Raw genomic sequence first — 20,951 nt, 5'->3', positions numbered from 1 at the left:
GCACAGTAGTCGTCGGCAACACATGGACTATCCGAACCGGGAAGAGATCCGGTCGCTCTGTACCGAACAGTCCTTCGAGCGGGGTGTGAACTACTATCATCAAGATCGAGTGGAGGACCTCGACATCGACGGTGGGGAAATCAGAGCCACCGTTCGCGGCTCCAACTACTACGATGTGGCTATCGACATCGCGGACGATACCGTCCGCACCCGCTGTAGCTGTCCGTACGACTACGCCGGAGACTGCAAGCACATCGTTGCGGTCCTGCTGGCCGTCGAGGACCGCGATACCGATGCGGACAACGAGACTGACGCCGGGCCGGATAGTACTCTTTCTGAGACGGTAGATATCGACGAACTGATCGCGGACATGGCAGCCGACGAGCTTCGATCGTTCCTGCTGGAGATCATAGAGGACGACCCCGACATCCGCGACCGCCTCGTCGCGTTCGCAGGTGAGGACACGGGCAAAACCGTCTACGACTACAAGCAGGAGATCGGCCGACTGTTCGACAGTGCTGCCGGCCGCGGTGGGCTGATCGAATACGACACGCACGTTGATTTCTCGCAATACTACGAGCTCGCCGAGACACACCGCGAGCGTGGCAACGTCGAGACGGCGACGGACATCTACCGGGCGATTGCCGAAGCGATCCGCGAGAACCTGAACCGGATCGACGACAGCGGCGGGTACCACGGTCGTGAGTTGGAACGGGCCATCGAGTCATATGCCGAGACAGTCGCGGAACACGTCGACAGCCACGAACAGAAGCGACCGTACATCGAGTACCTCTGTGACGCGTTCGTCGAGGCCGACCACGGCTTCGTCAGCGATTACCACGACGATGCACTGCGGACACTGTGTACGACGACTGACGACCTCGAATATTGGCTGGATGCACTGGACGAGCGCGTCTCAAACATCAGTCTCGATGCAGTGGCCGGAGGTGAACTGACATCCGCTGGGGCTGGCGACCGACAAGATCCGTCCGCCAGCGATGACCACGTCGAAGCATCGGCGGACGAGCAATCGACGGAAGAACCGACGGAACATCACCAAGAACGAACGGACGAGGTTCTTTACGCCTCCGATTTCACCGATGGGCCGCTCACTCCCGATGATTTCACAGGTGGGGTCCCCGATGTCGACCATCCTGCGGTCGGGACCCTGAAACTGGAGTATTTCGTTGGCGATGCCTTCGAGGAACTGCGTGTCGACGACCCGACGACCGTCGAGGCACACACCGCAGATGTCGAACCGACCGAATCGAGTGCTGGGGAGACAGAGATCACGTCCTCACTTCGTGTCCGGAGTCTCATCTCGACGTACATCTATATTCTCGAGCAACTCGGCGAGGAAGCGGTCCTGTCGGCACTGTACGAGGAGGTCTATCTCGAAAGCGCTCGCTTCTGTAAGCAGTACGCCGAGCGGTTGATCGAGGCGGGGAACGAAAACCGGGCAATCGAGGTGCTCGAAGACGGAATCGAGACGTTCCGGTCGACGGCTGACCTTCGCTGGCTCGCTGCCGACCTCTACCAAGAGCACGACTCAGACGCGTACCGTCGCACGCTGAAAGATCTCTTTCTCGACCATACCGAGTGGGCAGCCTACGACGACCTGAAAGATGTCTGTGACGATCAAGAGTGGCAGTCACTCTACGAGGAGTTCGAGCGACAGTTCGCGGACGACCGGCAGAAGCTCATCGCCATGTACGTCCACGAAGGTGACCTCGAAAAAGCGTTTGCGGAACTGAAAGACAGCGACGATCTCTCCTTGGTGCGCCGGTATCGGGATCCGGTCGCCACCGTCGATCCGGTCGAATACTTCGAGTGCCACCGCGAACTGCTCGTCCCGTTTGCCGCTGGCGAGACGGGACGGCGTCACTACCGAACGATCGCTGACCACCTCGAAGAGATGCACCACCTCGTCCCCGAAGAGCGGTTCGAGGAGTTCGTCGACTTCCTGAAGGAGAAACACTCGAACCGCCCGGCGTTTCTCGACGAACTGGAGAAGGCCGGGTTTTGAGCGACGCCGTACTGTCATCGAGGAGTGTGGCTTCGGCGAACATTTACCCGTGATACCGAGCCCAGCCTCAACCGATGACCGAGCGACGAGAGCGGCGTCCGATTCCGACGACGGTCCTGCGGGACACGCGCGAACAGCGTCCGTGGACGTTCGAGACGCTCCCGGTCGAGACACGAGATGTGACGCTCTCGACGGGTGACTACACGGCCCCGAAATACTGTACCCACGACCCGGAACTCGACACGTACCGCCCTCACTTCGCGGTCGAACGCAAGTCCGGCCACGACTTCCTCACTGCGATCACCTGGGAGCGAGACCGATTCGAGCGTGAACTACAGCGAGCAGCCGAGTGGTCACAGCCACTTCCCGTGATCGTCGAGTCATCCTGGCAAACGCTGCTCGGTAATCGCGGGTGCATGGCGAGACGGGACATCCATCCCGCTCAGGTCGTCGGGACGGTCACGGCGTGGGCCCGCCACTACAACGTCGCGTTTAATTTCGTCGAGACACGCCGACGAGCCACGCTGTGTGCGTTCCTGTTGCTCGTACGGCACAGTCTGGCGCGACGACTTGCAGATACTTCGTAATCACTCACTGTCACCTGGCACGATTTCGCTGGGTGTGAACAGTGACACGTCGTCGCGTTCCGCAGCCACCTCGTGCAGGCCATCGGAAACCCCGGATCGACAGAAACAGCAGTACTGCTCCGTCCGGTCGCTTCCGTTGGATGGCGACCACTGGACCTCCGATGCTGTCCGTTCGAGGTCGGCCAAGTCTCCCTCTGTCATCTCGCGGTTAGTGTACTTACACTCTCCTGCGACGAGTGTCCCATCACTCGCGAGTCCCACGACATCGAGTTCGTGTTGCTTGTGCCACCAGTAGCCGATGCCATGGTATGTCTTGGGGATCAGTGACGGAAGCGCGTTCTGACAGACTCGCTCGAACATCGTCCCAATGTAGTCGGTGAAGGTCGGTTCGACCATCTCTTCGTAGGCGTCCTCGCCGAGCTGGACGAGCTCTCCCTGCTGGCCGTAGACGTACCGGAACCAGAACCGGAACAGCGGTTCCTTCAGCCGGTAACGACTCTTCCGCGTCGAGTTAGGATTGGCGGTCACGGGAATATCGCGTTCGACGAGACGTAGTCGGCGGAGCTTCGAGAGGTACGAACCCAGCGCGTTGGAGTTGACCCCGGCGAAGCCAGCGATTTCGTTGGCAGCCCGCTTGCCGGTCGCGATTGCCCGGAGAATCGTGTAGTAGGTCTGCGGTTCCCGGATTCCGAACTCCGTCCGCAACAGAAACTCCGGTTCGTTGTGAAGAACACCATGTTCTGAGAGTACTTGCGACTGAACGTTCTCGGCTAGCGAGCGGGATGGGTCGAGCGCCTGAAGATAGTACGGCGTTCCGCCGAATACACTCCAGGCTTGGATGATATCATCCGGGTCGTCACCAGGGTAGAACTGCCGTGCATCCGCGAGGTCAAGTGGCGGAAGGTCGATGGTCGCCGTCCGGCGACCGTACAGCGGACTCCCTCCGCTGAGAATCTTGTCTTCCATGATGCTGATCGACGAGCCGACGAGCACGAGTGTCGTGTCCGTCTCCTCGAGCTGCGTGTCCCAGACGCGCTGTATTTTCGACGGGAGCGAGTCGTCAGATTCGACGAGATAGGGGAATTCGTCCAGGACGACGATTGCGTCTTCGCGACCGAGTGCCCGGAGCAATGCCTCCCAGTCGCGCTGAATGTCCTCCAGGAGTGGAAACGTCTCGCTGGCCGTGTCGACGAAGTTAGCGAGTTGTGCGGCCGCGGTCTCCTCGGTTGCCTGCCAGTAGACGGCGTCCGCACGTTCCCGGACTGCCTCGCGAACGAGCGCACTCTTGCCGAGTCGTCGTCTCCCGTAGACGACGATCAGTTCGGCACTGTCGTTCTCGAACCGCGAGTTTAGCAATTCGAGTTCGTCCCCGCGGTTGACGAACCGCTGGCTGGCCATACCTCCCGTTTCACCCCGACAATCATTATTCTTCTGATTATCTAAATCGTGACTTTACTAATGCCGATTTTAGAATTGGGTCGAGCAGTCCCGGACCCCGTGGTCGAGAGAACAGTCATGGTATCGACGGCGGTCCCACTTTTCACGCGACGCAACCGAATGAGCAACGCGACCGAGTGTTGCGAGTCTTGAAAAGTGGGACCTCGTCACGAGCGAAGTGAAGTAACGGCGGTTCAATTCGACAATAGAATCCCGTGATGTCGAAACGTACTCCCAGCTCACAGGCATGTGAACCGTGAGTATAATGCCGCCTCCCGGATTTGAACCGGGGACAGCTCGATCTTCAGTCGAGTGCTCTCCCAGTCTGAGCTAAGGCGGCTCGCATTCCGACCAAGGCCGATTCGGGACAAAAGGATTTCGAAAGGCCGTGGTGAATGGGGGACGGCTCGTCGACAGCGTGGACCACGAACATCGGCTCCCCCGACGAATACGCGTCCGATCCGACTACGCGAGACGGTCAGCCATCATCGGAGCGTCGCCCCGGCTCATCTGAGCGTCGCTCACCGTCGTCCTCGTGCAGCAGGCACGCGGATCGGTGTCCGTCGCCGTGGTTCGTGTACTCCGGGACCGTCGTCTCACATGGCGTCCGGAAGGTCTCGTCGAGAACGGCCGTCGCGTCATCGGTCGCGCCGTCGACGATCGCCTCGATCGCGTCCGCGAGCGCCGCTTCGGCGTCGTCATCGCCAAGCTGCGATGGGAGATCGAACTCCGTGCGAAGCTGCTCGTGGACCGCCTCGTCGCTCGGCGTTGCGTCCGCGGGCGCGACGTTGTGACGGAGCTCGTCGGGGTCGATACTCCCCGCGGCAGCCCGCTGTCGGAAGTTCATCACCGAGAGCCACTCCTCGCGATCGAGCGTCAGGTCCGGCGGCCGAATCACCCGATGACAACGCGTGTGGAACCGACAGCCGCTCGGCGGATCCGAAGGGCTCGGAACCGTACCGGTGAGCGTGATGCTGCGACGACGGTGACGAGGGTCGGGAGTCGGGATCGACGAGAGCAACGCCTCGGTGTACGGATGTTTCGGGTCGGCGAAAACGTCGTCAGTCTCACCCACCTCCACGAACTCGCCGAGATACATGACGGCAACCCGGTCGCAGATCGCTTTGACGACGGACATGTCGTGGCTGATGAGGACGATCGAGAGGCCGAACGCCGCCTGTAGCTCGTCGATGAGCGAGAGCACCTCCGCCTGTACCGACACGTCGAGCGCCGACACCGGCTCGTCCGCGATCACGAGATTCGGGTTCAACACGAGCGCCCGAGCGATCGCGATCCGCTGTTTCTGACCGCCGGAGAACTCGTGTGGATATCGCTCGTAATCGTCAGCGGAGAGACCGACCCGCTCCAGAAGATCCTCGACGATCGTCCGCCGCTGCTGCCGGTCGTCCATCCCGTGAACCTCCAGCAGCTCCCCCACGGCCCGCCCGACCTGCTGACGGGGATTAAAGCTCGAAGAGGGGTCCTGAAAGATCATCTGTGCCTCCCGTCTGAAGCGGCGGAGCTCGCTCCCCTCGAACGCGGTCACGTCGTTCGGGTGGGGCCCCTCCTCCGGACGGTCTCGCGGCTCCCGTCGACCACCGTTGAAGATGACGTCCCCCTCGGTCGGCTCCTCGAGACGGATGATGGCGTTGGCCGCGGTCGATTTTCCACATCCGGACTCGCCGACGATGCCGACCGTCTCACCGCGATGAACGTCGAAGCTGATCCCGTCGACCGCCTTGACTTTGCCGACCTCCCTGTTCAGCAGCCCCCGCTTGAGCGGGTAGTACTTCTTCAGGTTTCGGACGGACAACAACGGATCACTCATCGACGTCACGCTCCATCACGGGCGCGTCGTTTCGGACCGTCCGTTCCTCGAAGCCGGACTGGTAGTACACACAGGAGACCCGGTGTCCGTCGGCGACCTCGATCTCGGGGGGCTGGTCGCCGGTGTGACACGTGGCGACGGCGTGGTCACACCGGTCGGCGAACCGGCACCCGTCGGGCGGATCCGTCGGATCGGGCAGCGACCCAGGTATCCCTCCTTTCGTCCCACCGTACTCCGGGAGACAGGCGAGAAGTGCCTGCGTGTACGGGTGGGACGGCCGCTCGAAGACGTCGTACACCGACCCCCGTTCCATCACCTTGCCGGCGTACATGACGATCACCCGGTCGGCGATCTCGGCGACGACGCCGAGGTCGTGGGTGACGAACAGGATGCTCATGCCGATCTCTGCCTGCAGTTCGGCGAGCAGGTCGAGAATCTGGGCCTGCACGGTTACGTCGAGAGCGGTGGTCGGCTCGTCGGCGATGAGCAGGTCGGGATTTCCGACGAGCGCCATGGCGATCATCACCCGCTGTTTCTGCCCCCCCGAGAACTCGTGGGGATAGTCCGTGAACCGGGCGCTGGCGTTGTCGATACCCACGCGGTCGAGCAGGTCGATCGCTCGTTTGCGGGCCCGTTTCTCGGGGACGTCCTCGTGAACCCGGATCGCTTCGAGGAGCTGCCAGCCGATCGTGTAACAGTGGTTCATCGCCTCCTGCGGGTTCTGAAAGACGTGAGCGATGTCGGCCCCGCGAACCTCTCGAAGGGCGTCCGGCTGAAGCGCACGGAGGTCCGTCCCGTCGAAGCGGACCTCGCCGCGGATCCGACCCGGAGGCTGGTCGATGAGCCTCGTGATCGACTCCGTCGCGACGGTTTTGCCGGAGCCGGACTCGCCGACGATACACACCGTCTCCCCGTGACCGACCTCGAACGTCACCCCATCGACGGCGCGGAGGATGCCGTCCTCGGTGTCGAACGTCGTCGTCAGCCCCGTCACCTCGAGCAGCGGCGTCTCATCGTTCGTTCCGCTACCCCCATCCATCCCTCCGCTCGTCGCCGTTCCGTCGACCGCGACGCCGGGTGATCGCTCGTCCGCGGGCGTCGGATGGTCGGACGGAGCATCGTCTCCGGGCATCGTCATCTATCCGCCTCGGCTTCGGTTTCGGGATTGATCGCATCAAGCAGTGCGTCGCCCACGAAGTTGAACGCTAGGATCGTAAAAAACAGCGCGAAGCCGGGCACGAGAACGACCCAGGGGGCGAAGTCGATCGCCGTCCGGCCGGAGGAGATGAGCTCGCCCCACGTCGGCACCGCGGTGTCGCCGATGCCGAGGAACGCGAGCTGCGCTTCCGCGAGGAGAAATCCCGGGACGATGAGCGTGAGCTGTGTGATGATGCTGCTGGCCGTGTTCGGGACCACGTGGCGGCGAACGATATGATACGTCCCCGCGCCGCTGATCCGCGTCGCTTTGATGAACTCCGCTTCGGACACGGACAGCGCCTTGCTGCGGACGTACCGCGCCGTCGCCCCCCAGCCGAAAAGCGAGAACACGAGAATGAACATGCCGAGGCCCGCACCGTAGATGTAGAGAATGAGCAGGAAAAAAAGCAGCGTCGGAAACGACAGCACGACGTCGACGAACCGCATCATGAGCTCGTCGATCCACCCGCCCGCGTAGGCGCTCACCGTTCCGAAGGTGATCCCGATCATCGCGACGATGGTGGTGGTGATGAACGCGATCTGCATCGTCACTGTCATGCCGTGGATGACGGCCGCAAGGACGTCTCGACCTCCACGGTCGGTCCCGAGCGGATGGGCCCACGAGCCGTGACAGCGTCCGTTCTCGACGGAGCCGAGACAGTCGTTCAGATGCACCATGTCGACGGACGTGTACACCGGCGGCTGGTAGGCCGCGAGCAGGTTCTGCTCGGGCATGGGAACGAACAGCGGTCCTGCGACGCCGCCGACGAAGACGACCACGAGCCATCCGAGGCTTACGACCGCAGGCCGATTCCGCGTAAACTCCCGCCAGTAGTACCGGGTCATCCGCGGATTCTGGTACAGCGGCAACACGACGTAGGCGACGAACAACACGATCGTGAACGCGAACAGGAGCTCGATCGATGACGGGTCGAAATCGATTCCGAGCGTCGAAAAGACGCCGTGAATCCCGAGATCCTCGCCGAGTCGGACGAACGTCCGTTCCCGCGCGCCGACGAGGAAGTGGTCGTACAGCCCGAGAAGAACGACTGGGGTCCCGGCCACAAGGAGGAGCTTGAGGTTGAGCGAAAGCGAGACGAGCGTCGCGTCCGTCTGCTGCTCCCAGTCGATTTCGTCGAACGTCGTTGGCTCGTCGTTCGTCATGTGTTATCTGTCGTCGTAGCTGATCCGCGGATCGAGTATCGTGAACACGATGTCCTCGATGAGGTTGCCGATGACCGCGATGAAGGTGAAAAACAGCGTCGCTCCGAGGACCAGGTTCGTGTCCTGATTGATGAGCGCGTCGAACGTCACGCGACCGAGCCCGGGGATCCCGAACACGATCTCGATGAGCAGCGACGACCCGAGGAAGATGACCAGGATCTGGCTCACGAGCGTCGTCGACAGCGGCACCAACGTCGGCCGCATCACGTGGTACGCGTACGCCCGGATCGGCGACACACCCTTCGCTCGTGCAGTTTTCATGAACGCGGCGTTCTGGAACTCCGCCGATTCGTTCCGCGAGACCCGCATCACGGCCCCGATCGAGCCGGTGACGAGCACGAACACCGGAAGAAGCAACTGGTGTGCGTTCGCGAGGCTCATGACCGGGACGTCCGGGTCGTAGGAGACGGGCACCCACTCCAGATACACGCCGAAGATAACGAGCAGAACGATCCCGAAAAAGAAGTTCGGGATTGCCCAGCCGAAAAAGGCGAACCCGGTGGCGAGGTGATCGCGCCACGAGTACATGTTGGCTGCCGAGTACACCCCGACGAGTGGGCCGATGATCAGCGTGAGGATCGTCCACGGGATCGAGTACTGAGCGGTGTAGTAGATCCCCTCCCACAGCGCCTCCGTGACCGGCTGGGCTCGGTTCTGCGACCACCCCCACTCGAACGTGTACACGCCCTGCAGGAAGTCGGCGTATCGAACGTACAACGGCTCGTCGAGCCCGCGGAGTTCGCGTTCCCGCTCGGCAGCCGCGGTCGGATCCCCTCCCTGGAGCGCCGCCTGCGTGGCCGCCTCGGAGATCGACGGGTTCGGCGCAAGGGCGATGAGCAGAAAGGTGATCGTGACGATGATCCACGAAACCACCACCGCCCAGCCCGTCCGTGCGAGGACGTATCGTCCGATCCCCATCGATTATCTCACCGTGTGGTCGTCGTCGGTCATGACGGGGTGATCCGTACGTGGCGGTCGCTCAGCTCCATAGCCTATCGTTTGAACCAGCCGGCGAAGTCGAAGCCGCTGGAGAAGTCGGCGATCGGTCCGCGAAGGTCGGGGTTGTACCCCTGAATCTCCTCGCTGAACGACAGCATGATGTACGGCTGTTCCTCGTTGAGCGCGGCGAAGAGATCCCCGGCGGCGTCGTTCAGCTCCGCACGAGTGTCCGCGTTCCGCATCCGGTCGAACACGGCTTCGGCGTCGAACTCGGGATAGTAGCCGACGGGGTTGTAGGCGGTCGCCGGACCGTCGAAGAACACCGCGTTCGTCAGCGGATTTCGGGGGTAGGTGTTGAGCCCGAAGACGGTGCCGAAATCCCACGCCTCATCGGACGTGACGCGACGCGGGCCGGGGTTGTTCGGCGTCGGCTGCTCCCAGCGAACCTCCTCGCCGTCGATCGTGTCGACGAGCTCCGTCTCGTCGGTCGCCGGCTGCGCGCTCCAGTAGTTCTCCGAGAACGTCGTCCCGTCGATCGCGTTGATGTTGAGAGTGAACCCGAGGTTCGTCTCGAACTCGTTCCGGTAGAACTCCGCCGCGAGCTCCTGGGTGTCCGATGCCGCGTTGTAGTAGAGCTCGAGTTCGACCTGATTGCCGTCGGGGCCAACGAGCGTGTCGCCGTCGTACGAGTACGCCTCGTCGATCCGGTCGAGCGCCGTCTCCGCAAGCTCCCGGGCCGAATCCGGCCCGTACACGCCGTCACCGGGGACGCCCCACAGCGTCAGATCCTCCGTGCCGGGAAACCACTCGGAGAACTCCGGCTGCCAGGTGAAATGTTCGTTTCCGAAGCCGCGCAAGATCCCCTCGATGAACTGCTCTTTGTCGATCGCGGCCGCGATCGCCTGACGGAACTCCGTGACACGGAACAAGTTGCCGGGACCGAAGGTCCATCCGTTATCCCGCATGTTCACCGAGAGGATGGTGTTGAACGGCGTCGGCTGTAACACCACCATCGTCTCGTCGTCCTCGATGAACTGCTGGCCCCTGTCCGGAGGCAGCTGGACGTTGTCGGTTCCCCCGGTTTCGAGTGCGGCGACCCGACTCGATTCCTCGGGTATGATCTCGATTCTCGCCTCCTCGAAGTAGGGGGCGTTGCTGAGGAGCGAGCGGTCGTCGTCCCGCTCGCCGACCGCCCGAAGGTAGTACTCGTCGTTTCTGGTATAGCGCGTTCCGCCGTCCCGGATCCACTCCTCGAGCGTGTACGCACCGAGGTTGCCGGCGAACGACAGGTCGAGCAGCTCCTCGTCCTGTTCGAGCCCCTGAGCGTCCTCCGCCTCGACGTAGGGCTCGAGCAGCTCCCTCGGGATCGGGTACTCCAGCGGGGCGAACGTTTCGGGCCAGATGATGTTCGGGTTTTCGAGGGTCGCACGCGCCTGCAGCTCGCCGGTCCGTTCGAGTTCGACTCCGTCCCAGTCGGCGCTGTTCGCGCTGGGAGCCCACTCCCCTTGATGGACGTTCCGGACGTAGTACACGTAGTCGTCGGCCGTGTACTGTCCGTACGGGTCGCTGAACTCGAGATTCTCCCGGAACTCGATGATCCACGTCTCCCCTTCGTCCTCGGTCCGAATGTCCGAAAGGAGGAGCGGGAACACCTCGTCGTTCGCGTCGAACGTGTATCCCTGATCGAGCGCGTAGCTGATCGCCGCTCCCGCACCGGACTCGGTGTTGAAGATGGGGTTGATCGTGTCGAACGCCGACGCCTGCGTCGCGTGATACTCGCCCTCGACCGCGGGCGGATCCCGACTCAGATCGAGGGGTTCGGGCTCGGTCGCGGTCGGTCCGGGGTCCGCATCGGGGTCAGCGTCCGCGTCGGGGTCAGCGTCCGCGTCGGGATCGTCGGTAGCGCATCCCGCTACGGCCGTCGCCCCGGCGACGCCGAGCGCGTGCAACCACCGGCGTCGACTCACGCGTCCCGCATCGTGGAGTTCGGCAGCGTGTCGTGACATGGGTGTTCGTGTTATCGCCGCGACGCCGTGGGTGCGTTACAACCGTGGTGGACGGCGGATTCATGCAGCGGTCGTTCCGCGTCACCGGTCAGCTCCGGGCCCGGGTCACCGGTCAACTCCGGATTCGGGTCGAACGAACATCGGTAGAGCCGGCGTCGCGCGTCCCGCCGCAACGGGTCGGACCCGGCGTCGACGACGAGACGGGACGCGGCTTGCGGCGTCGTGTCCGTGTCTTCGTGTTGTCTCTCGAACCGTGACATATAGGCACATACCGTCGGGGAGAAATATCGCTTGCGGTCGGCACACGCGGAGTCGGAGACGGCTGGCGCAGAAAGTGGGACCGCCCGGATTCGAACCGGGGTCACGGGCACCCAAGGCCCGGAGTATACCACTAACCCACGGTCCCGCACTCCTACCTATCCGGATGACCGTGTAAAGCGTTTCGTTCCGGATCCTCGAAGCGTGTCGCGCCGGGTCCTCGAAGCGTGTCGCGCCGGACACCCGAGTCGTCGCCCGCGAGCAGCCCGTCAGCGACACCATCGGTGGTCGTCAGCGAGCTCGAACGCCGCGTGACGACCCGGCGTGTCTGACGTAAGAACTAATGTCCAATCGCGGCTGATGTGCGTATGGGCATTATGAGCAAGATCCTCGGCGGGGGAGCGAGCCGGTCGGTCGACGACTACGTCGAACTCGACATGGACGACTTCGCCGAGGCGAGCGCGGAGAGTGGTATGCAGGTACACATCGCGGAGATCGGCGACCAGAGCGACGTCATCCCGATCAAGGACGCGGTGTACGACGGTGACTTCGTCATCGCCGACATCACCCGCCACTCGACGTCGGACCGGACGATCGAACACATCATCGACGAGCTTCGCCAGGTCGCACAGGAGGTCGACGGCGACATCGTCCAGAAAGGTGACGACCAGATCGTCGTGACGCCGACGGGTGTCCGTATCTCCCGCCAGAAGCTCTCATAAGGGTTGCACTGCCGGAGTTGGCGACTACCACGGTTCGGCGATCCGCCCGGCTGCACCGACGGATCCCGAACCGTGCGATATATGCCCGTCACCGTTCCATGATCGGGTGAATGGACGAGCCGGTGCTGCTCACGGGCGCGGGCGGACGGGTGGGACAGGCCATCCTCCGCGGGATCGGCGACGAGTACGACTGGCGACTGCTCGACCGCGAGCCGATCCCGGCCGCAAAAGTACCCGACGGCGTCACCGACGCGGACCGCTACGTTGCGGACATCACCGACGAGCGCGCCGTCAGAAACGCGATGGACGGCGTCGGCGCGGTGATTCACCTCGCAGGTGATCCCCGAAAGACCGCACCGTGGGACTCCGTGATTCGGAACAACATCGACGGCACGCAGGTCGTGATGCGCGCGGCCGCCGACGCCGGCGTCAGGAAGCTGGCGTTCGCCTCCTCGAACCACGCGGTCGGCGGCTACGAAACCGACGACCGGACGCCCGACATGTACCGCACGACGGACGAGTATCGGCTAGACGGCACCGAGCTCCCGCGCCCGGGAAACCTTTACGGCGTCTCGAAAGCGACCGGCGAGTTCCTCGGTCGATTCTATCACGACGAGCACGGCATGAGCGTCGTCTGCGTCCGGATCGGCAACCTCACCAAGGACCACCCACCACGGGAGTACGAGCGTGGACAGGCGATGTGGCTCTCCCATCGCGACTGCGCGCATCTGTTCGACCGCTGTCTGCAGGCGGAGTACGGCTTCGAGATCGTGTACGGGATCTCGGATAACGACCGCAAGTACTACGCTATCGACCGCGCACGCGACGTGCTCGGCTACGATCCCGCCGACAACTCCGCCGACTACACGTTCGAGGGCGTCCCGAAACAGGAGATCGACGACGGCGGATCCGACGACGGCGGATCCGACGACGGCGGATCCGACGACAGCGGATCCGACGACACGGGGTCAGTCGACGTGCCGACCGACGGTGCGTGAGCGACGAACACTCAAAACAGGTCGTCGACGTCCCGACGCTTCCTCGCCGCGCGCTCGACGTGGTCGCCGAGCCGGACGGCGACCTGTCGACGTGTATCGGGTTCGCGGAGGAACCCGATCAGGAGCTCCGCGAACCGCGTGCGGCCGGTGCCGCGCTCCTCGCGAGCGAGCTCGACGGCCATCGCCACGACCTCGGGATCCACGACGTCGATCGCCTCGGCTAGCGCGGGAGCGGCCGCGAGCGTCGCCTCGAACTCCAGGTCCGCGAACCGGACGGCGGTCCCGTCGATCCGAAACGCGGGCGGTTCAAACGGCGCAGGACGACCGACCGACGCAGCTGCCTCGGACGTGTGTGTCCCGGCCCCGGACGCGTGCGTCCCGGCCTCGTCCGGCGTCGACGCATCCGCGATTCGCCGACACCAGCGCCGGAGCGGTTCGAGCTCGAGCGATCGGTGGCGGTCACCCAGGCCGTCGAGATAGGACACTGCGCCCTCCGCACAGCCGACCGCGCCGGAGCCGTTCCCGGCTCGGGCGTGATGTGTCGCGGCCGCGACCTGAATGAGCCCATGGAGCAGTCGCTCGTCGGCGGCTTCGGCACCGTCGGCGTCCCGGTCGAGCGGCAGCCACGCGGCCTCCCACGGTTCGTGGGCGGCGAGCCAGTACCCCTCGTTGAACAGTGCCGCCCCCGCACGGAGCGCAGCCTCGACCGACGGGTCGTCGCCGTCGGACTCGCCCGGCTCCGATCCGGAGTCAGTCATACTCCTCGTTGTCGACGCGGCGAGAAAAGCCCCCCGGGGGCGCTCACTCGACGCGTCCCGTCTCCAGCAGGTCGGTGAGCTCGTTGACGTTCTCGACGACGACGTCCGCGTTGACCGTCTCGAACGCGCGTCGCCCCTCATCCCCGGTCAACCCGCCGGTAAGGACGCCGACGCCGTAGTACACTCGGCTCGCGTCGGCGTCGTCCGCATGTCGGGCGGTCCGGACGTCGTCGAGGGTGTCGCCCGCGAACGCGATCCGGGTCGCGTCGAACCGCTCGGCGAGCGTCACGAGCGCGCGTGGATGGGGCTTCCCCTCCTCCCAGTCGTCCATCGTGAATCGGTGGTCGTCCGGCACGTCGAGTCCGGCCCGTTCCATGGCGATGTCGGCCTCCGCGGCCGGACGACCGGTCAGGATGCCGACGTCGAACCGGTCGACCAGCTCGTCGATCGTCGACTCGTCGATCAACACCGGCTCGTCGTGGATGTATCCGTCCGTCGCTATCGGCGGGGTCCCACCCTCCAGCTCGCGGTACAGCTCCTCGCCGAGGTACAGCGCCTGAAACACGTCGCGGAGCCGCGAGCGGTCCCACTGGTCACGAACCCGTGCTTGCGGGACGCTCGGGAGCTCCGCGACGACGCGCTTTGCGGCGTCGAGCCCACCGCCCTCTGCGGCGATCCGGTCCGTAAACTCGTCGACGTCGACGTGGAGTCCCTCGCGACGGGCCAACACGTACAGCGCCGCGGCGTACGTCAGCTCCCAGTCGTTGTTGAAGCCGCCGGCGTTTTTGAACGCCTGTATCGCATCCCGGCGTATCGTCCGCCCGTACACGTGGTCGACGGACTCGATGATCGCTCTGCGATAGGAGTCCGCGACGTCGACCACCACCCCGTCGATGTCGAGAACGACTGCGTCGACCTGCATACACGGGTCGGCGACGCCGAACGGAAAGAGCGTTCCGGGTCGTCGTCGAGACACGGACCGGATACACAACCGGTCGGGGTGGATATCCGGCGACGCTAGGTGTCGATCCCGGTCGAAAGCGTCGACCGGATGTCGGCGTAGCTGGGATCCCGCGCCGGATTCGAGCGTCAGTCCACGTCCGTGCGACCCGGGCGTCGTCTCTCATCCTCGCGATCCCGAGCGGCGTACAGCGTCTCGGCTTCGATCTGCCGGCGTCGGACCGCAACGACGGGCGCTTCGAAGCCGAGCGTCGTGAACCAGCACGCCGCATCGAGCCGGTCCGCGAGACGGACCGCCGGTCGCTGGAGCTCGGCCGGAAGGTTCAGCGCGTACACGGCATCGATCCCCGCGTCGGGGGGAGCCTCCGCGTCGGGGGAAGCTTCCGCGTCGGGGGAAGCTTCCGCGTCGGGGGGAGCTCCCGGGTTACCGATATCGACCGGGAGCGAGGCGATCGGGTCGGCCGCGTCCGCGAGACGAACGACATCGCCACGACACGTTCGATACGGTCGGTCCGCCGTCGACTCCGGCTCGACCGCCGCGTCGTCGATGTCGATGGCGATCACCTCGCAGCCGCGCGTTCCGAGCGCTCGTGCCACCGCCGGTCGGCGTCCGATGCCGACCTCGAGAAGACGGTCGAACGTTGCGAGCTCCGAGACGACGGCACGGTCCGACGGTGACATCACGGCGCGGGGTTTATGCGTTACGGGTTCAAAAACCGTTTCATGCTCGTGGACATCGTTCCCGTCGGGGAGGTTACCCCACGCGTGAAGCGTGAGGCCTCCGACGTGCTTCGGTCGGTGTATGACTGTGACGTCACGGTCCACGACGACCAGCCCGTACCCGAAACCGCCTACGACGAGGGGCGTGGGCAGTATCGGGCCGAGGAGCTCATCGAGACGGTGAGCCGGGTCGGCGGCGGCGAAAAGAACATCGGGATCACGCCGCGTGACCTGTACTACCGTCGTCGCAACTACGTGTTCGGGCTGGCGTACCTCAACGGAAGCGGGTCGGTGATATCGACCCATCGGCTCCAGACGTCCTCTGACGGCGGCATCTCCACGAAACCCTCCGTCGACGTGTTCGCCGACCGCGTGCGCAAGGAGGTCGTCCACGAGATCGGCCACACGCTCGGGCTGGAACACTGTGACAACTCGAAATGCGTCATGTCCTTTTCGCCGACGGTTCGCGAGGTCGACGTTAAAGAGGAGAACCTCTGTGGCTCCTGCTCGCGGCTGGTTCGGTGACGCCTCGTCGCGAAACGACTCGAACCGCCGGTAGAGGTAAACCCCGCCCGACCCATATCCACGAACATGGCCGCGAAGCCGGAGTTCCGTGATCGGTCCGACGTCGAGGTCGCCCTGCTCGACGCGTTGGTCGACCGCGGAGAGGAGGGGATGACGGTGCTGGAGCTTCGGGCGGCGGTCGATGCCGACATCGACGCCGTCGAGGAGGCGCTCGAATCCCTGAAAGCCGACTCGCTCATCACGGTCGAGCGCCACGACCGCGTCCGCGTGTACCCACACGACCAGGTCGTCCCCGATCCTGAGGCCGACGGCGGCCGGCCGGACCGAAGCATCATCGACGTTATCCGAGACCGTATCGGCCTGTGACCGCCACACCCGACCGTATCAACTCGTAGCGACCGAGCAACGCTGCACCCAAGACGACCAGCCCACGCCTCCCTCGGAGATCCCTGCCCGAGTGCGTTCGCAACGACTCGGGGCGTCCCGAGCCGAGTTCGTGCGCAACGACTCTGACCGACGCGTATCCAGCGACCTTTTGACGCTGCCGCGACTTCGTTCGGTATGACTCTCGTCTCCGACGCCCACTCGGACCACGGGGCGACGTACAGGGACCGCGGCGGCCGCGAGGTCGTCGACCACTACCGAAAACCCGAGCGCGTCGGGCGGGCGGTGCGGAACGTCGTGGGCGCGATCGAGATGGGGTACGGGATTCTCGCCGTCACCGGCGCTGACCGCGTCGAGTTCGTCGACAACGCCGTCTCCAACCGCGTGCCGGCCGAGGACGGACGGGGCGTGTACGCGCTCCTCCTCGACCCGCAGGGAGGCATCGAGACGGATATGTACGTGTACAACGCGGGCGAGCGACTGCTCGTCTTCTGTCCGCCCGAGCGCGCCGCCCCGGTCCTCGAGGACTGGTCGAGCAAGGTGTTCATCCAGGACGTCGAGATCCGCGACGCTAGCGAGGAGTTCGGCGTGTTCGGCGTCCACGGCCCCAAATCGACCGAGAAGGTCGCGTCCGTCCTCAACGGGGCGGGCGCACCCGAAACGCCGCTGTCGTTCGTCCGCGGATCGATGGTCGACGCCGGCGTGACCGTGGTCGCGACTGACGCACCCCTCGGCGAGGAGGGGTACGAGATCGTTTGTGCGGCGGCGGACGCCCCCGACGTGTTCGACACGCTGCTCAACCGTGGGCTCAACGCCGCCCCGTTCGGCTACCGGACGTGGGACGCGCTCTCCGCGGAGGCGGGTACACCCCTCTTCGAGTACGAACTCGACGGCACGGTGCCGAACGTCCTCGGGATCCGAAACGCACTCGACTTCGAGAAGGGGTGTTACGTCGGACAGGAGGTCGTCTCCCGCGTGGAAAACCAGGGGCGGCCGAGTCGGCGACTCGTCGGCCTCGAACTCGAGGGGCTCGGCGACGCAGTCGGCGACATCGACGGCGACGCCACCCCCGAGCGATACGATGAACTGCTCCCGGCTCCCGGGGCTGCCGTCTTCACGGGTGACGAGGCGGTCGGCGAGGTGACCCGGTCGGTCGTCGGCCCGACGGCCGGCGAGCCGATCGCGCTCGCACTCGTCTCGTTCGACGCCGGCATCGACGACTGTGCCGTTCGCGTCGACGGCGCGGAGACGGCTGCGCGCCGAGTCGATCTCCCGTTCGTCGAGGGGAGCGCTCGGTCGGACCGGCTACCGACGTACGACGCGGACGACTGACTTCGGCGGCACGCGGGGGCCGTCCCGCGCCGGCCTACTCCTTCTTTAAGAAGATCCGGTAGAGCCCGTCGCCGGATTTCCACACCTTCGCGTCTGCAGCGTCGCCGACCGCCTTTGGGACGTTCTCCGTGCTCGGAACGTGGTCCGTCTCCTGAACGAGCCACTCGCCGGGATCGAGCCCCTGAATCGCCTTCTTCGCTTCGACCTGCGGATACGGACAGACCTCTCCGGTCATATCCTGCGTCTCCGCAGCTCCCTCCAGCAGCGTCTCCGCCGTGTCGTCGTCAAGCTCGTCGGGAATCTCCACGACGTCTTCCCAGGATGCGTTCGACATGGACGGGAGGACGCTCTCCGGACCCCTTGTCGCGTCGGTCGGGACAGTATTCTCCCCTATCTCGGAGATGTATCCGGGCCGCACAACCGCTGAGACGCGGGAAGACTCGGTTTCGGTCTGTCGAGGAACCGCCGATTTCGTCGGAGTAATACGCACGCGCGCCGAGCCGTCACGTATGAACGACTTCGTCGTCGACGAAGCGACGATCTTCGAGACGCCGCTCGTCAAGCTCGAGTTGGATCTCTCGGTCGACGCCGACGTGTACGGCAAGGTCGAGTGGTTCAACCTGCACGACGCACCTTACGGTGGCGGGTCGGTGAAATCCCGGATCGCCAAGGAGATGCTCGACGGCGCGGAAGCGCGAGGCGAGCTCGACGGCGACGCCACCGTCATCGAGCCGACGTCGGGAAACACCGGCAGCGAGGTCGCACGCCTCGCCGCGGCTCGCGGCTACGACGTGGAGATCGTCATGCCCGACAACGCCTCGGGGGGGAAGATCGACGCGGTGCGGGACGCGGGCGCGGAGATCCACTTCGTCGACGCCGATCGCGGCTACGACGCCGTTATCGAGCGCTGCGAGGCGCTCATCGCTACCGACCCCGACCGCTACTACCGACCGAACCAGTACGAAAACCCCGACAACCCGGGGGCCCACGAACGGACCACCGCCCCGGAGATCTGGGATGCGACCGACGGCGATGTCACCCACTTCGTCGCCGGCGTCGGCACCGGTGGCACGATCACCGGCACGGGCCGCGGGCTGACGGGGCTGTCCGACGGCGCGGTCGAGGTCGTCGGCTTCGAACCGGACGAGCCGCTCCACGCCATCGACGGGCTGAAGTTTCTCAAAACGGGCGACCACTACCACCCCGACACGTACGACGAGTCGGTGCTCGACCGCAAGGTGTACGTCTCGACGTCGACGGCGTACGACCGGGCGCGCGAGCTCCGCGACCGCTACGCCGACCGCGACCCCGCCGTCACGGACCCCGGGCAGCACGATCCGGAGACGATCGAGACCCGCCTCCGCGTGGACGGCCAGTTCGTCGTCGGCACCTCCTCGGGTGCCGGCGCGCAGGCGGTTCACCGGCTCGACGAAGCCGATCATCTCGACGACGACTCCGTCGTCGTGTTCATGCTGTGTGACCGCGGCGACAAGTACGCGGACATCCCGCTGTGGGACGCGTACCTCGACGTCGAGTGACTACGTGCAGATCGGAGTGCGGGGCAGAACGGGGGCGAAACGGACCGGGGGACCGGACCGCGCTGAACGCCTGAGTCACGTCGTTGCAACACTGGGATTATGCTCCGATGCGTTTCCTGAGTGCATCCGTGTACGCGCCAAGATACATCCGGAGTGCTTTGGAGCCGTTTTCGAGAAGAGTGTACGCTCGCGGATATCGGCGACGAACTGGAGATCGATACCTCGACAGGAGCACGATCCTGCGGCGCGGCCAAGCACGCATCGTCAAATCCTACCTCGTAGGTGCGATCCTCGCCGGCCCGCAAGATACGCTTCGAACGGAGTCGACGACTGCTACTCCACGCGAACCGTTTCCTGCTCGAACGTCTCCGCCTCGCCACGCCAGCGCCACGACCCGACGAACGGGTAGCCGTCGAGCGCGCAGATGACGTACGAACGGTCGGGCCACGTCGCGCGTGCGGCGTCGGTCTCGCTCGGGGTCGTGCCGCCGGTCGGGTGCGAGTGGTAGAAGCCGACGATCTCCCGGCCGGCGTCCTCGATCGCCTCGACGATCTCGAACTGCTCTTCGGGGTCGATCCGATAACGGATCTGCGGCGTCTCGGCGACGTTTTCCGCGCGGTGCGTCGCGAGGACGCGACTCGTTTCCTCGCCGTACTCGCCAGCGAGCACGCCGCACACCTCCTCGTCGTCGCCCTCGTAGGCGTGGTAGACGATCTCGTCGTACGCCGCTCGGCTGATCTCGATCATGGAGACGGGGTCACGCCTCGTCGGATTCGAGGTCGAACTCCCACTCTCGGTAGCCGCCCTCCATGCTGGCGACCGTCACCGAGTCGTCGACCCCCTCGTAGCTTTGGATCAGCTTCGCGGCCTGTATCGACGACTGGCCGACCGGACACGCACACACCACGTCGGTGTCGTCCCAGTCGATCTCGTCGACGCGGGCGGGCAGCTCCGTGAGCGGCACGTTGAGCGCGCCGGGGATGTGTCCACGCTCGTACTGCTCGGGCGGTCGCGTGTCGATCACGCGAACGTCGCCGTCCTCGACGCGCTCGTTGACCTCCGCCGGAGTGAGCTCTTCGACCATCGTTACACCGACCCGTCGTCGGCGACCGTCCACTCGCCGGGTTCCGTCCCACCGCTGGCGGCCGGAATGATTCGGATCTTCGCGTCGTCGTCGACCTCGACATCGAGGCTCTCGGCCGGGGAGCCGTCGACGTACACGTTGATGAACTCCTTGATCGCTCCGTCCTCTATCACGCTGTCTCTGAGGTCGGAGCCGTGTTCCGTCGCGTGGTTGTCGAACACCGCACGGACCGTCTCGCCGTCGACGTCGATGCGTTCCGTCGCCGACCCGTCCCCGAGCACCGCGGGGATCTTGATCGTTGGCATACCTTCATCGTGGGCTCGGCCATGTATAAGCCGCGTGTCGACGGCAAGCTCGGGCGCAAGCTCTGACGACCGTGGGTGCGAGAGCGTCAGTGATACCGGCAGAAGCTACCCGTCGGAGCGAGG

22 protein-coding genes and 2 tRNA genes are annotated in these 20,951 nt (G+C 64.8%); 8 read left to right on the top strand and 16 right to left on the bottom strand.

Annotated elements, in window-relative coordinates; genetic code table 11:
• Window positions 1-22 precede the first annotated feature (22 nt).
• Complete coding sequence (locus ACYQ0R_RS13535) at window positions 23-2,026, top strand: SWIM zinc finger family protein (RefSeq protein WP_459824718.1); 2,004 nt, start codon at window positions 23-25, stop codon at window positions 2,024-2,026.
• A 74-nt stretch (window positions 2,027-2,100) separates the two neighbouring features.
• Window positions 2,101-2,613, top strand: a complete 513-nt coding sequence (locus ACYQ0R_RS13530; protein ID WP_459824715.1) for an ERCC4 domain-containing protein — start codon at window positions 2,101-2,103, stop codon at window positions 2,611-2,613.
• Here the strand turns inward: ACYQ0R_RS13530 and ACYQ0R_RS13525 are convergent, their stop codons facing one another.
• The 9 genes from ACYQ0R_RS13525 to ACYQ0R_RS13485 form a co-directional block, all read right to left on the bottom strand.
• Window positions 2,614-4,011, bottom strand: a complete 1,398-nt coding sequence (locus ACYQ0R_RS13525; RefSeq protein ID WP_459824712.1) for an ATP-binding protein — start codon at window positions 4,009-4,011, stop codon at window positions 2,614-2,616.
• Window positions 4,012-4,316: 305 nt separating this feature from the next.
• Window positions 4,317-4,390: transfer RNA gene (locus ACYQ0R_RS13520), tRNA-Phe, on the bottom strand.
• A 138-nt stretch (window positions 4,391-4,528) separates the two neighbouring features.
• A complete protein-coding gene (locus tag ACYQ0R_RS13515) occupies window positions 4,529-5,878 on the bottom strand; it encodes an ABC transporter ATP-binding protein (protein ID WP_459824709.1) in 1,350 nt (449 codons plus the stop codon).
• Window positions 5,871-6,917 carry an ABC transporter ATP-binding protein gene (locus ACYQ0R_RS13510; RefSeq protein ID WP_459825781.1) on the bottom strand — a complete coding sequence of 349 codons (1,047 nt, stop codon included), beginning with the start codon at window positions 6,915-6,917 and terminating at the stop codon, window positions 5,871-5,873. Before ACYQ0R_RS13510 ends, ACYQ0R_RS13515 begins: the two co-directional genes overlap by 8 nt.
• Window positions 6,918-7,012: 95 nt before the next feature.
• On the bottom strand, window positions 7,013-8,239 hold the full coding sequence (locus tag ACYQ0R_RS13505) for an ABC transporter permease (RefSeq protein ID WP_459824707.1): 1,227 nt from the start codon (window positions 8,237-8,239) through the stop codon (window positions 7,013-7,015).
• 3 nt (window positions 8,240-8,242) lie between these two features.
• On the bottom strand, window positions 8,243-9,217 hold the full coding sequence (locus ACYQ0R_RS13500) for an ABC transporter permease (protein ID WP_459824704.1): 975 nt from the start codon (window positions 9,215-9,217) through the stop codon (window positions 8,243-8,245).
• A 74-nt stretch (window positions 9,218-9,291) separates the two neighbouring features.
• On the bottom strand, window positions 9,292-11,244 hold the full coding sequence (locus ACYQ0R_RS13495) for an ABC transporter substrate-binding protein (protein WP_459824701.1): 1,953 nt from the start codon (window positions 11,242-11,244) through the stop codon (window positions 9,292-9,294).
• Window positions 11,245-11,255: 11 nt separating this feature from the next.
• The gene (locus ACYQ0R_RS13490; RefSeq protein WP_459824699.1) at window positions 11,256-11,504 is read right to left on the bottom strand and encodes a hypothetical protein; all 249 of its coding nucleotides are present in this window, start codon (window positions 11,502-11,504) and stop codon (window positions 11,256-11,258) included.
• Window positions 11,505-11,579: 75 nt separating this feature from the next.
• A tRNA-Pro gene (locus tag ACYQ0R_RS13485) sits at window positions 11,580-11,650 on the bottom strand.
• 220 nt (window positions 11,651-11,870) lie between these two features.
• Here ACYQ0R_RS13485 and ACYQ0R_RS13480 point away from each other — a divergent pair.
• Window positions 11,871-12,224 carry a cell division protein SepF gene (locus tag ACYQ0R_RS13480; protein ID WP_459824696.1) on the top strand — a complete coding sequence of 118 codons (354 nt, stop codon included), beginning with the start codon at window positions 11,871-11,873 and terminating at the stop codon, window positions 12,222-12,224.
• A 110-nt stretch (window positions 12,225-12,334) separates the two neighbouring features.
• The gene (gene azf / locus ACYQ0R_RS13475) at window positions 12,335-13,222 is read left to right on the top strand and encodes an NAD-dependent glucose-6-phosphate dehydrogenase Azf (protein ID WP_459824693.1); all 888 of its coding nucleotides are present in this window, start codon (window positions 12,335-12,337) and stop codon (window positions 13,220-13,222) included.
• Between the two features lie 11 nt (window positions 13,223-13,233).
• On the opposite strand, the gene ACYQ0R_RS13470 is transcribed toward azf, so the two are convergent.
• The 3 genes from ACYQ0R_RS13470 to ACYQ0R_RS13460 form a co-directional block, all read right to left on the bottom strand.
• A complete protein-coding gene (locus ACYQ0R_RS13470; RefSeq protein ID WP_459824690.1) occupies window positions 13,234-13,980 on the bottom strand; it encodes a DUF309 domain-containing protein in 747 nt (248 codons plus the stop codon).
• Window positions 13,981-14,023: 43 nt separating this feature from the next.
• Complete coding sequence (locus ACYQ0R_RS13465; RefSeq protein ID WP_459824687.1) at window positions 14,024-14,902, bottom strand: TIGR01548 family HAD-type hydrolase; 879 nt, start codon at window positions 14,900-14,902, stop codon at window positions 14,024-14,026.
• Window positions 14,903-15,069: 167 nt separating this feature from the next.
• Entirely contained in the window at window positions 15,070-15,621 is a 552-nt protein-coding gene (locus ACYQ0R_RS13460; protein ID WP_459824685.1) for a UPF0146 family protein, read from the bottom strand.
• A 42-nt stretch (window positions 15,622-15,663) separates the two neighbouring features.
• On the opposite strand from ACYQ0R_RS13460, the gene ACYQ0R_RS13455 reads away from it, so the two are divergent.
• From ACYQ0R_RS13455 to ygfZ, 3 genes are all read left to right on the top strand, one after another.
• The gene (locus tag ACYQ0R_RS13455; protein ID WP_459824682.1) at window positions 15,664-16,185 is read left to right on the top strand and encodes an archaemetzincin family Zn-dependent metalloprotease; all 522 of its coding nucleotides are present in this window, start codon (window positions 15,664-15,666) and stop codon (window positions 16,183-16,185) included.
• 66 nt (window positions 16,186-16,251) lie between these two features.
• Complete coding sequence (locus ACYQ0R_RS13450) at window positions 16,252-16,551, top strand: DUF6432 family protein (protein ID WP_459824679.1); 300 nt, start codon at window positions 16,252-16,254, stop codon at window positions 16,549-16,551.
• 195 nt (window positions 16,552-16,746) lie between these two features.
• Window positions 16,747-17,901, top strand: a complete 1,155-nt coding sequence (gene ygfZ, locus ACYQ0R_RS13445; RefSeq protein WP_459824676.1) for a CAF17-like 4Fe-4S cluster assembly/insertion protein YgfZ — start codon at window positions 16,747-16,749, stop codon at window positions 17,899-17,901.
• A 34-nt stretch (window positions 17,902-17,935) separates the two neighbouring features.
• On the opposite strand, the gene ACYQ0R_RS13440 is transcribed toward ygfZ, so the two are convergent.
• Window positions 17,936-18,235 (bottom strand): sulfurtransferase TusA family protein, encoded by a 300-nt coding sequence (locus tag ACYQ0R_RS13440; protein WP_459824673.1) that lies wholly within the window; start codon window positions 18,233-18,235, stop codon window positions 17,936-17,938.
• 175 nt (window positions 18,236-18,410) lie between these two features.
• Here ACYQ0R_RS13440 and ACYQ0R_RS13435 point away from each other — a divergent pair, with 175 nt between their 5' ends.
• Complete coding sequence (locus ACYQ0R_RS13435) at window positions 18,411-19,439, top strand: PLP-dependent cysteine synthase family protein (protein WP_459824670.1); 1,029 nt, start codon at window positions 18,411-18,413, stop codon at window positions 19,437-19,439.
• Window positions 19,440-19,772: 333 nt separating this feature from the next.
• Here ACYQ0R_RS13435 and ACYQ0R_RS13430 read toward each other — a convergent pair whose 3' ends face one another.
• From ACYQ0R_RS13430 to ACYQ0R_RS13420, 3 genes are read right to left on the bottom strand one after another with little or no spacing between them, the layout of a single operon-like run.
• On the bottom strand, window positions 19,773-20,186 hold the full coding sequence (locus ACYQ0R_RS13430) for a desampylase (protein WP_459824667.1): 414 nt from the start codon (window positions 20,184-20,186) through the stop codon (window positions 19,773-19,775).
• A 10-nt stretch (window positions 20,187-20,196) separates the two neighbouring features.
• The gene (locus ACYQ0R_RS13425) at window positions 20,197-20,523 is read right to left on the bottom strand and encodes a rhodanese-like domain-containing protein (RefSeq protein ID WP_459824665.1); all 327 of its coding nucleotides are present in this window, start codon (window positions 20,521-20,523) and stop codon (window positions 20,197-20,199) included.
• Window positions 20,524-20,525: 2 nt separating this feature from the next.
• Complete coding sequence (locus ACYQ0R_RS13420; RefSeq protein WP_459824662.1) at window positions 20,526-20,828, bottom strand: MoaD/ThiS family protein; 303 nt, start codon at window positions 20,826-20,828, stop codon at window positions 20,526-20,528.
• Window positions 20,829-20,951: the final 123 nt, after the last annotated feature.

The organism is Halorubrum luteum, assembly GCF_054652935.1.
Note: the sequence above shows the minus strand (reverse complement) of the source record. Positions and strands in the feature narration are given on the sequence as shown.

Excerpts from the sequence above, each read along its gene's own strand:
- ACYQ0R_RS13535 (WP_459824718.1), top strand. The coding sequence starts at position 23 with ATGGACTATCCGAACCGGGAAGAGATCCGGTCGCTCTGTACCGAACAG.
- ACYQ0R_RS13530 (WP_459824715.1), top strand. The coding sequence starts at position 2,101 with ATGACCGAGCGACGAGAGCGGCGTCCGATTCCGACGACGGTCCTGCGG.
- ACYQ0R_RS13525 (WP_459824712.1), bottom strand. The coding sequence starts at position 4,011 with ATGGCCAGCCAGCGGTTCGTCAACCGCGGGGACGAACTCGAATTGCTA.
- ACYQ0R_RS13515 (WP_459824709.1), bottom strand. The coding sequence starts at position 5,878 with ATGAGTGATCCGTTGTTGTCCGTCCGAAACCTGAAGAAGTACTACCCG.
- ACYQ0R_RS13510 (WP_459825781.1), bottom strand. The coding sequence starts at position 6,917 with ATGGATGGGGGTAGCGGAACGAACGATGAGACGCCGCTGCTCGAGGTG.
- ACYQ0R_RS13505 (WP_459824707.1), bottom strand. The coding sequence starts at position 8,239 with ATGACGAACGACGAGCCAACGACGTTCGACGAAATCGACTGGGAGCAG.
- ACYQ0R_RS13500 (WP_459824704.1), bottom strand. The coding sequence starts at position 9,217 with ATGGGGATCGGACGATACGTCCTCGCACGGACGGGCTGGGCGGTGGTG.
- ACYQ0R_RS13495 (WP_459824701.1), bottom strand. The coding sequence starts at position 11,244 with ATGTCACGACACGCTGCCGAACTCCACGATGCGGGACGCGTGAGTCGA.
- ACYQ0R_RS13490 (WP_459824699.1), bottom strand. The coding sequence starts at position 11,504 with ATGTCACGGTTCGAGAGACAACACGAAGACACGGACACGACGCCGCAA.
- ACYQ0R_RS13480 (WP_459824696.1), top strand. The coding sequence starts at position 11,871 with ATGGGCATTATGAGCAAGATCCTCGGCGGGGGAGCGAGCCGGTCGGTC.
- azf (WP_459824693.1), top strand. The coding sequence starts at position 12,335 with ATGGACGAGCCGGTGCTGCTCACGGGCGCGGGCGGACGGGTGGGACAG.
- ACYQ0R_RS13470 (WP_459824690.1), bottom strand. The coding sequence starts at position 13,980 with ATGACTGACTCCGGATCGGAGCCGGGCGAGTCCGACGGCGACGACCCG.
- ACYQ0R_RS13465 (WP_459824687.1), bottom strand. The coding sequence starts at position 14,902 with ATGCAGGTCGACGCAGTCGTTCTCGACATCGACGGGGTGGTGGTCGAC.
- ACYQ0R_RS13460 (WP_459824685.1), bottom strand. The coding sequence starts at position 15,621 with ATGTCACCGTCGGACCGTGCCGTCGTCTCGGAGCTCGCAACGTTCGAC.
- ACYQ0R_RS13455 (WP_459824682.1), top strand. The coding sequence starts at position 15,664 with ATGCTCGTGGACATCGTTCCCGTCGGGGAGGTTACCCCACGCGTGAAG.
- ACYQ0R_RS13450 (WP_459824679.1), top strand. The coding sequence starts at position 16,252 with ATGGCCGCGAAGCCGGAGTTCCGTGATCGGTCCGACGTCGAGGTCGCC.
- ygfZ (WP_459824676.1), top strand. The coding sequence starts at position 16,747 with ATGACTCTCGTCTCCGACGCCCACTCGGACCACGGGGCGACGTACAGG.
- ACYQ0R_RS13440 (WP_459824673.1), bottom strand. The coding sequence starts at position 18,235 with ATGTCGAACGCATCCTGGGAAGACGTCGTGGAGATTCCCGACGAGCTT.
- ACYQ0R_RS13435 (WP_459824670.1), top strand. The coding sequence starts at position 18,411 with ATGAACGACTTCGTCGTCGACGAAGCGACGATCTTCGAGACGCCGCTC.
- ACYQ0R_RS13430 (WP_459824667.1), bottom strand. The coding sequence starts at position 20,186 with ATGATCGAGATCAGCCGAGCGGCGTACGACGAGATCGTCTACCACGCC.
- ACYQ0R_RS13425 (WP_459824665.1), bottom strand. The coding sequence starts at position 20,523 with ATGGTCGAAGAGCTCACTCCGGCGGAGGTCAACGAGCGCGTCGAGGAC.
- ACYQ0R_RS13420 (WP_459824662.1), bottom strand. The coding sequence starts at position 20,828 with ATGCCAACGATCAAGATCCCCGCGGTGCTCGGGGACGGGTCGGCGACG.